Source organism: Streptomyces sp. NPDC036813, assembly GCF_055609245.1.
In genome coordinates this window covers 221,920-230,431 of the sequence record NZ_JBVJPV010000010.1, presented here as the reverse complement: position 1 = coordinate 230,431, position 8,512 = coordinate 221,920, and the positions used below count along the sequence as shown (strand labels likewise).

9 protein-coding genes are annotated in these 8,512 nt (G+C 72.0%); 1 reads left to right on the top strand and 8 read right to left on the bottom strand.

The genetic code is table 11. The features are described 5' to 3' along the window. Positions 1-203: 203 nt before the first annotated feature. Positions 204-1,364 carry an MFS transporter gene (locus ACZ67Q_RS22135; protein ID WP_471184677.1) on the bottom strand — a complete coding sequence of 387 codons (1,161 nt, stop codon included), beginning with the start codon at positions 1,362-1,364 and terminating at the stop codon, positions 204-206. A gap of 272 nt (positions 1,365-1,636) precedes the next feature. Between ACZ67Q_RS22135 and ACZ67Q_RS22130 the strand changes: the two genes are divergently transcribed. After that, on the top strand, positions 1,637-2,110 hold the full coding sequence (locus ACZ67Q_RS22130) for a hypothetical protein (protein WP_471184857.1): 474 nt from the start codon (positions 1,637-1,639) through the stop codon (positions 2,108-2,110). Here the strand turns inward: ACZ67Q_RS22130 and ACZ67Q_RS22125 are convergent. The 7 genes from ACZ67Q_RS22125 to rpe form a co-directional block, all read right to left on the bottom strand. Beyond that, positions 2,099-2,551: an Lrp/AsnC family transcriptional regulator gene (locus ACZ67Q_RS22125; protein ID WP_361635011.1), complete on the bottom strand. Its 453-nt coding sequence runs from the start codon at positions 2,549-2,551 to the stop codon at positions 2,099-2,101. The genes ACZ67Q_RS22130 and ACZ67Q_RS22125 overlap by 12 nt on opposite strands. A gap of 15 nt (positions 2,552-2,566) precedes the next feature. Then, positions 2,567-4,036 (bottom strand): amino acid permease, encoded by a 1,470-nt coding sequence (locus ACZ67Q_RS22120; RefSeq protein WP_471184675.1) that lies wholly within the window; start codon positions 4,034-4,036, stop codon positions 2,567-2,569. Positions 4,037-4,400: 364 nt separating this feature from the next. After that, on the bottom strand, positions 4,401-5,843 hold the full coding sequence (locus tag ACZ67Q_RS22115; protein ID WP_471184855.1) for a GuaB1 family IMP dehydrogenase-related protein: 1,443 nt from the start codon (positions 5,841-5,843) through the stop codon (positions 4,401-4,403). Positions 5,844-5,984: 141 nt separating this feature from the next. Next, positions 5,985-6,269, bottom strand: coding sequence for a barstar family protein (locus ACZ67Q_RS22110; protein WP_471184672.1), 285 nt, complete (start codon positions 6,267-6,269; stop codon positions 5,985-5,987). Continuing rightward, entirely contained in the window at positions 6,266-6,646 is a 381-nt protein-coding gene (locus ACZ67Q_RS22105; protein WP_471184669.1) for a guanyl-specific ribonuclease, read from the bottom strand. The genes ACZ67Q_RS22110 and ACZ67Q_RS22105 overlap by 4 nt, the downstream gene beginning before the upstream one ends. Positions 6,647-6,686: 40 nt before the next feature. After that, positions 6,687-7,730 (bottom strand): sugar-binding transcriptional regulator, encoded by a 1,044-nt coding sequence (locus ACZ67Q_RS22100; protein WP_469816008.1) that lies wholly within the window; start codon positions 7,728-7,730, stop codon positions 6,687-6,689. Between the two features lie 78 nt (positions 7,731-7,808). After that, on the bottom strand, positions 7,809-8,495 hold the full coding sequence (gene rpe / locus ACZ67Q_RS22095) for a ribulose-phosphate 3-epimerase (RefSeq protein ID WP_471184665.1): 687 nt from the start codon (positions 8,493-8,495) through the stop codon (positions 7,809-7,811). Between the last annotated feature and the right edge of the window lie 17 nt (positions 8,496-8,512).

Sequence of the window (8,512 nt, the reverse complement as noted above, 5' to 3'; positions counted from 1 at the left end):
TCGGTCCGGCCGGCCGTTTCCGAGGACGGCGCCCTTGCCCGGTGCCGGACGCTGCGGGCGGACACCCCCCACCCCGGCCCCTCACCGCCGTACGCGAGTGCGGCAACGTCGTGGTGCGCGTCTCGACCCGCTTTGCAGCGGGGGCGCGGGCGGCGCCCCGTCAGCGCCGGGGGTTGCGCGTCCCACCCCAGGCCGGCCGCATGTCAGCGTCGTCGGTACAGCAGCAGCGCTGCTGTGAGCAGGTACGGGGCAGCCAACGCCGTGAACGTCGTCGCATGGTCCAGGCGGGTCGTCATGGCCGCGTACGTGCCGTAGACCGCGATCGTGGTCAGGTCGGTGCCGAGGCCCGCCAGGGACGTCACCGTCGCGCGGGTGGTGTCGTCGAGGCGTTGCTGGAGGCGGGCGTCCGCCAGGACCGTCGTCAGCTGGAAGGCACCGAAGGAGAGGGCGATCAGGGGCAGCCCGGCCGGGGTGCGGGCGAGCGCGCCCGTGGACAGGGCCAACGCCCCCGCTGCCAGCACCGCAGCCAGTCCGCGTGAGGGCAGGCGGGCGCACGGGCCGGCGAGCAGGCCGCCCGCTGTGGCGCCGGCCCAGATGAGGAGAAGGAAGAAGGGGACCGACACCTCCGCCACCCCCGTCTCGCGGACCAGCAGCGGCGTGTACTCGTCGAGCGCGCCCCAGATCGCCGACACGGCCGGGACCAGCAGCACCGCCGCCCGGACCCGGCGGCCACCGCGGACCGTCGCCAGGCCGGAGCGCAGGGTCGCCGACCAGCCTTCCGAAGGATCGGCGGCCGCGGGCCGGTGTTCCGGGAAGCCCGTGGCGACGGCGGTCGTCAGCAGGCAGGCCAGGACGCTGGCCGCGCCGACCGCCGGGTAGCCGCCGGCCCGCAGCACGGGCCCGGCCACTGCCGTCGCGGTCATCACGCCGAGCAGTCCGGCCGCCCGGGCGCGGCCCATCAGCCGGGGATAGCGGTCGGCCGCGCCGAGCCGGTCGAGTTCGTCGTGGATCAGGGCCTCCAGGGCCCCGGAGGCCAGGGCACCGCGGGTGCCCCACAGGACGAAGCCGAGGGCGAAGGACCAGTACGCCGGGTGCAGCACCCAGAGGGTGAAGCCGGCTGCCGTCAGCAGCGGGCCGAGCCACAGCAGCAGACGGCGGGAGACCGCGTCGGCCCAGGCCCCGGAGGGGACCTCCAGCAGGACGCCGGTCGCCGACCAGAGGGCGAAGAGGGAGGAGATCTCGCCGACCGACAGGCCGGTGTCGGCGAAGAGCAGGGCGTACACGGGGTAGAGCAGGACGCAGTCGTCCAGGAACGTGTACGCGTACAGAGTGAACGCGAGCCGTTGCGCGCGTGAGTGAGTCATGAGGCCTTCCCGCAGGGACGGATCGGACGCCGGACGTGCGGCGTCCGAGGCGGCCCTCGGGAGGCGCGGCGGGAGGATCAATGTCGCCAGGTCATGGCAGCGATGGTAGGCCCGGCGGGCGCGGTCGTACAGGTAGTTCTCGGGGAGGAGGCGCCCGGCCCGCGTCTCCGCCGTGCGGGGGGTGAGGTCCCTCCGGTGGAGGAGGCGGTCCGTGCGGGCCGCGCGGGAAACTGCGGGGCCGGAGCCGACTGCCATGTGAAGGGGACTCCGTGATGCAGCACGCCGAGATTCTCGCCCTGCCGTTCGTCGACGAGCACACGGCGCTGGTCGCCGCGGAGCCGGACGTCGTCTGGCGCGCTCTGGGCGACGTACTGGAGGGGTCCGGGGGCCGGTGGGGGCGCGTGGTGCGGCTGCTGGGGTGCGCCGACCGCGCGGCGTCCGGGCCCCGGCCGCTGGCCGAGGGGTCGACCCTGCTCGGCTTCCGGGTGGCCGTCGCGGACCCGGGGCGGGAGCTGACTCTGGTGGGCCGGCACCGGTTCGCGTCGTACGCGCTGTTCTTCCGGCTGGAAGCGGTCGGTCCGCGGCACACCCGGGTGCGGGCCGTCACGCGTGCCCGGTTCCCCGGGCCGGCGGGCGCCGTCTACCGGCGGTTCGTCATCGGCACGGGCGCGCACACGATGGCCGTGCGGCACCTGCTGTCGGCGGTGGGCGAACGTGCCCCCACCAGCGGAGCGTCAGGTCGGTGAGCCCGACGAGAAGCGGCGCAGCAGCGGGGAGAGGACGAGGACCGATTTCGTGCGTTCCACGAACGGCTCCCCCGCGATGCGCTCCAGGACGCGCTCGAAGTGGCGCATGTCGGAGGCGAAGACCTGGGCGACGGCGTCCGCGTCGCCGGTGACGGTCGACGCGGCCACGACCTCCTGGTACCGCTCCAGGCCCCGCTTGATGGTGTCCGGCGAGGTGTTGCGGCGGCAGTAGATCTCGACGAACCCCTCGGTCTCCCAGCCGAGGGCCGCCGGGTCGACGCGGACGGTGAAGCCGGTGATGGCTCCGGTGGCCCGCAGCCTGTCCACGCGCCGCTTGACGGCGGGCGCGGACAGGCCTACGAGCTGCCCGATGTCCGCGTAGGAGCGGCGGGCGTCCTCGGCGAGGGCGTGCACGATGCGTTCGTCGAGATCGTTCAGCACGGGCGGTTGTTCACTTCACTTCTGGTCAGGCACGGCGAGTCGGGAGCGGCGGTAGCCGTAACTGAAGTAGAACACGAGCCCGACGGCCATCCAGACACCGAAGACCACCCAGGTGACGGCGGAGAGGCTGCCCATCATCCAGACGCAGAAGGCGAAGCCGAGGGCGGGCAGGATCGGGGACAGCGGCACGCGGAAGGTGCGGTTCATCTCGGGGCGGGTGCGGCGCAGGATCACTACGGCGATGTTGACCAGCGCGAAGGCGAAGAGGGTTCCGATGCTGGTGGCGTCGGCGAGCTGGCCGAGCGGGATCGCCGCGGCGAGGACACCGCAGAACAGGGAGACGATCACTGTGTTGGCGCGCGGCGCGCCGGTCTTCGGGTTGACCTTGGCGAAGATCTTGGGCACCAGGCCGTCGCGGGACATGGCGAACAGGATGCGGGTCTGGCCGTAGAGCACGGTCAGGACGACGCTGGCGATGGCGATCACCGCGCAGAACGCCAGCAGGGTGCCCCAGAAGCTCTGGCCGGTGACGTCCGTCATGATCTGGGCGAGCGCGGCCTCGGAGTCGTTGAACTTCCGCCACGGCTTCGCGCCGACGGCGACGGCGGCGACCAGCACGTACAGCGCGGTCACGATGACCAGCGACAGGATGATCGCGCGGGGCAGGTCACGCTGGGCGTTCTTGGCCTCCTCACCGGCTGTGGAGGCGGCGTCGAAGCCGATGTAGGAGAAGAACAGCGTGGCGCCGGCCGCGCTGACGCCGGCCATGCCGAGCGGCATGAAGTGGGAGTAGTTGCCGGACTTGAAGCCCATGAAGCCGATGGCGCAGAACAGGATCAGCGCGGCGATCTTCACGCACACCATGATGGTGTTGGCCCGCGCGGACTCCTTGGCGCCGCCGAGCAGGAACACCATGGCGAGGACGACGACGATGAGGGCCGGCAGGTTGAAGATGCCGCCGTCGACGCCGGGCGGGTTGGCGAAGGCGGCCGGGATGGTCACGCCGATGGTGCCGTCCAGCAGCTCGTTCAGGTACTCGCCCCAGCCGACGGCCACGGCGGCGACCGAGACGCCGTACTCCAGCAGCAGGCACCAGCCGCAGACCCAGGCGATCAGCTCGCCCATGGTGGCGTAGGCGTACGAGTAGGAGGAGCCGGCGACCGGGATGGTGCCCGCAAGCTCGGCGTAGGAGAGGGCCGAGAAGAGGGCCGTGAGGCCGGCTATGACGAACGACAGGGTGACGGCCGGGCCCGCCTTGGGGACGGCCTCGCCGAGGACGACGAAGATGCCGGTGCCGAGGGTGGCACCGATGCTGATCATGGTCAGCTGCCACAGCCCGAGGGAGCGGCGGAGGCTGCCTCCTTCGCCGTGGCCGCCCTCGGCGACCAGGCGCTCCACGGGCTTGCGGCGCATGAGGCCGCCCAGCGGGGAGACGGGGGCGGTCCGGGTGGTGCTGTTCTGCGGGGGTGCGCCTTGGTCGAGCACGCGCGGCTCCTTATCGCTGCCGTTCAGGGGGCGGAGACCGGCGGCACCCCATCCCACGGGAACCACCGAGCGGGGTCCCCGCCACACCACGTTCAGCGCGACACTCTATGAGGCCGGACGTTGCCGCTGTAATGCAGCAACCTTGCGTGCATCCGCATGATCGTTGCGTTGCTCCGGGTCAGACGGGTTTTCGTTGCGCCAGGGGTTTCGACCATTGCATATGCACCCGTTTCAGCAGGTCGGGAGCCGTGCGTACAAGACCGCGCGGGGTGTCCGCTGCGACGCAGGGACGACGACGGCCGGTCCGGGAACGCGAACGGCCCCCGTCGTTCGACGGGAGCCGGTGGCGCGGGGAGGTGGCGGGTCAGCTCCAGCTGGCGTGCAGCGGCTTGCCCTCGGCGTAGCCGGCGGCGCTCTGGATGCCGACGATCGCGCGGTCGGCGAACTCCTCCAGGTTGTTGGCGCCGGCGTAGGTGCAGGAGGAGCGGACGCCCGCGATGATCGAGTCGATCAGGTCCTCGACGCCCGGGCGGGCCGGGTCGAGGAACATGCGGGAGGTGGAGATGCCCTCCTCGAACAGCGCCTTGCGGGCGCGGTCGTAGGCCGACTCCTCGGACGTGCGGTTGCGCACGGCCCGCGCGGAGGCCATGCCGAAGGACTCCTTGTAGGCACGGCCCTGGGCGTCGTGCTGGAGGTCGCCCGGGGACTCGTAGGTCCCGGCGAACCAGGAGCCGATCATGACGTTGGACGCGCCGGCCGCGAGGGCCATGGCCACGTCGCGGGGGTGGCGGACACCGCCGTCGGCCCACACGTGCTTGCCGTACTTCTTCGCCTCGGCGGCGCACTCCAGGACGGCGGAGAACTGCGGCCGGCCCACGCCGGTCATCATGCGGGTGGTGCACATGGCGCCGGGGCCGACACCGACCTTGATGATGTCCGCGCCTGCGTCGACGAGGTCCTTGACGCCCTCGGCGGCGACGATGTTGCCCGCCACGATCGGCACCTGCGGGTCGAGCGCGCGCACCAGCTTGACGGCGCTGATCATCGACTCCTGGTGGCCGTGCGCGGTGTCGATGACGAGGGTGTCGACGCCCGCGTCCAGCAGCTGCTTGGCCTTGCCCGCGACGTCACCGTTGATGCCGACGGCCGCGGCGATGCGCAGCTTGCCCTTCGCGTCCACGGCCGGGGTGTACAGGGTGGCGCGCAGGGCGCCCTTGCGGGTGAGGATGCCGGCGAGGCGGCCGTCCTGGTCCACGGCCGGGGCGTAGCGCCGGTTGTGGTGGTCGAGGGTGTTGAAGGCCTCGCGCGGGTCGATGTCCGCGTCGAGCAGCAGCAGGTCCTTGGACATGACGACCTCGAGCTGCGTGAAGCGGTCCACGCCGGACAGGTCGGCGTCGGTGACGACACCGATGGGCCGCTGCTCCTCGTCGACGACCACACCGGCGTTGTGCGACCGCTTGGGCAGCAGGGCGAGGGCGTCGGCGACGGTCTGGTGGGGGGCCAGCACGATCGGGGTGTCCAGCACGAGGTGGCGGCTCTTGACCCAGGAGACGACCTCGGTGACGACCTCGATCGGGATGTCCTGCGGGATCACCACGAGGCCGCCGCGGCGGGCCACCGTCTCGGCCATGCGGCGGCCGGCGATGGCGGTCATGTTGGCGACGACGAGCGGGATGGTGGTGCCCGTGCCGTCCGGGGAGCTGAGGTCCACGCCCTGACGCGAGCCGACCGCGGAGCGGCTCGGCACCATGAAGACGTCGTCGTACGTCAGGTCGTACGGGGGCTGGATGTCGTTGAGGAAACGCACGTGCTGCACATCCCAGTCGTTCAGAGGTGACCCCCTGGCAGGTGTGCCAAGGGGAAAGAGCACGTACTTCATTCTCCCATGCCGGCTGGATCCCGGGGCACAGTCGGTTCGTCCAGGCTGGTCAGGGGCACCCTTGGAGGATCATCCGAGAACGAGTGCCACGGTGACGGCTGTGGCCTGTGAGAACACCTCCCGCGCCGTGTCCCACTCGTCGGGACGCGCCTGCGCGTACGGCCCCCAGTTCCGCACGACGACCAGCGGCTCGGCGTGGGCAGGCCACAGGCCGGGGTCGGAGAGGACGTCGGCGAGGGCGTCCCAGTTGCGGCCGAACCAGTCCGGCAGCCGCAGGTCCCGGGCACAGCGGTCCATCAGGGCCGCCTTGTCCGTGACCCCGCCGAGATCCAGGGTGACCACGGCTTGCGTCATCTCAGTACCGCCCTGAACGAGTCGTAGTGGTCGTCGGTGTAGTACGTCTCGCCGCCCTGTCCGGTGACGAGGCGCCGGGCCCCGCGGTCGCGCGAGCCCGGCGTCGGGACGGTGTACTCGTGGTAGTAGCCGCGCGGGTGCCGCGGCAGCCGCCCCTCGACGTTGCCGAAGACGACCCCGTCCCTGGTGTACGGGAAGGGGCCGCCCCGGTCGATGAGGACGAGCGTGCGCCGGGCCTCGGCCGGCAGGTCGGCCGCCCTGACGGTGGCCATGCCCTTCGCCCAGGGCGGGCCGGTCGAGGCGCCCTGGGTCGGGGAGCACCCGACCAGCAGGGCGAGGAGGCACAGCACCACCCGGGGGACGCACCGCAGCAGCATGCGTCCGATGCTGCCACGGCCGCCCCCGTCCCACGCGCGGTCAGACCCCGTCGGGGTCCGCCCGGTTGAGCGCCGGCTTCGGCGTGGGGCCCGCGGTCATCAGGTAGTCGGCGGCCGAGGTGTCCGTGACCAGGCTGGTGACGAGTCCGGACCGCAGCACCGCGTCGATCGCTGACGCCTTGCGCTGCCCTCCCGCGATCGCCACGACCTCCGGGATACGGCGCAGCTGGTCGGCCTTGACAGTGATGCACCGCTCCCCCAGGTCCCGCCCGACCCGGCGGCCCTCGGCGTCGAAGAGGTGCGCGGACATCTCGGCGGCCACGCCGAGCGAGGCGTAGTGGGCGCGCTCCTCCTCGGAGAGCATGTCGTGCACGGTGGAGATGCCCGGCTCCCAGGAACCGATGGAGACGCAGGCGACCGTGACCTTGTCGAAGTACTCGAAGGCCCGGGCGATCCCGGTCTGGTTGCGCAGCGCCACCGCGGTGGCCGCGTCCGGCAGCAGCATCGGCGCGTAGATGGGGTGGGCGTCGCCGCCGGAGACCTGTGCGGCGCGGCGCACGGCTTCCACCGAGCCGCGCTCGGCGGTCCCGGCGTCGTACACGCCCGTCAGCTGCACGACCGTGCAGGGCGGCAGCCGGTCGAGGGCCGCGGCCATGTGGATGGTGGACCGGCCCCAGGCCAGGCCCAGCACGTCCCCCTCGTTCACCAGCTCGCCGAGCAGGTCGGCGGCGACCTCGCCCAGGTTCTCCGGGTCGGGGGTCTCCTCCGACTCGGGCGGGGACTCGACCACTACGGCGTGCCTGAGGCCGTAACGGGCGCGGAGCGCGTCGGAGCGCTCGGCGTCCAGTTCGGCCGGCACGCGGATCTCGATGCGTACGAGGTCCCGTTCGAGGGCCGTCTCCAGGACCCGGGCCACCTTGAAGCGGCTGACGCCGAACTCCTCCGCGATCTGGATCTTGGACTTGCCCTCGAGGTAGAAGCGGCGGGCCATGGCCGCCGCCTGCACCAGCTCAGCGGGTCCCATCCGCATGGCTGACCGGCCCGCCGACATACCCGACACGGCGTTCTCCTCACTGCTGTTCACATTCTGGATTCGCCGTTCATCCTTGCAGATCCGGCGCGGTCGATCAGCCCTGATGGCGGTCGTTCACGTATCCGTCGGTCAGTGGTCGCATGCCCAGCTCGCCTTGGCGGTGGCCGACTCCGCCTGCCGGCGCAGGGCACGGACCGCGTCGGCGGGGTCCTTCGCACCGTAGACCGCGGACCCGGCGACGAAGACGTCGGCGCCCGCGTCGGCGCACTGCTCGATCGTGGACGCCGAGACACCGCCGTCGACCTGGAGCCAGAGCTGGAGGCCGTGCTTGCCGATCAGCTCACGGGTGCGGCGGATCTTCGGCAGCATGATGTCCAGGAAGGCCTGCCCCCCGAAGCCCGGCTCGACCGTCATGATCAGCAGCATGTCCAGCTCGGGCAGCAGATCCTCGTACGGCTCGATCGGCGTCGCCGGCTTCAGAGCCATGGAGGCGCGGGCGCCCTTGGCGCGGATCTCCCGGGCGAGCCGCACGGGCGCGGCGGCGGCCTCGACGTGGAACGTCACGGACCCGGCACCGGCCTCGACGTACTGGGGCGCCCAGCGGTCGGGGTCCTCGATCATCAGATGGCAGTCCAGCGGGGTGTCCGTCGCACGGGCCAGGGACTCCACGATCGGCACGCCGAGCGTGAGGTTGGGGACGAAATGGTTGTCCATGACGTCGACGTGGAGCCAGTCGGCTCCCTCCACCGCCTTCGCCTCGTCCGCGAGGCGGGCGAAGTCGGCGGACAGGATGCTGGGGTTGATCTGCACGGCCATGGCCTAAGCCTGCCATG